We start from the raw sequence: 505 nt of genomic DNA on the forward strand, positions 1-505 counted from the left end.
GGGCTGATGCTCCCGCATCATGCTTTCTATAACGTCTCTGAACCCTGTCTTATGGTCCAGAATTATACGCAGACGCCTGACACTGAACTCGGCAAAAAGGCTCTCGAACTCATTGAAGTTGTCTCTAAGCGACACCATCAGCAGGTTATCGAAAAACTCCAAAAAATTGGATGCGATGCTCTAACGGGGCGTAATCTGTTTGCGTTGCGTGGTTCGTGGGAGCTTGGCAACAGGGATATCAATGCGGTGGATGATTCCGCAAAAGCATATATGCTTGACACTTACACGATATCTCACATGGGTAGAGGTGGGGGTAGCGTCTTAGAAGATGGGATGCTGTCAAAGGTTCTCGACATAGAGCGTCTACAAGACCCCGTAGAGCTTGATGAGCCTCCTATTGAGGTTCCGGATTCCGAATACTTCGAAGCTAATCAGGACGCCTTTCAGGAGCTTGCAGACTGGTATCTTTGAAGCTCCGCAGGACCGACGACAATGTAATTGTCAT

1 protein-coding gene is annotated in these 505 nt (G+C 48.5%); it reads left to right on the plus strand.

Annotated features, from left to right (window positions below):
- The coding region (locus KP705_RS16970) for a hypothetical protein (protein ID WP_215765114.1) at positions 1-471 on the plus strand (471 nt) is incomplete at its 5' end.
- Positions 472-505 lie beyond the last annotated feature (34 nt).

It is taken from the genome of Gluconobacter sp. P1D12_c (genome assembly GCF_018812105.1).
GTDB lineage: Bacteria > Pseudomonadota > Alphaproteobacteria > Acetobacterales > Acetobacteraceae > Gluconobacter > Gluconobacter oxydans_A.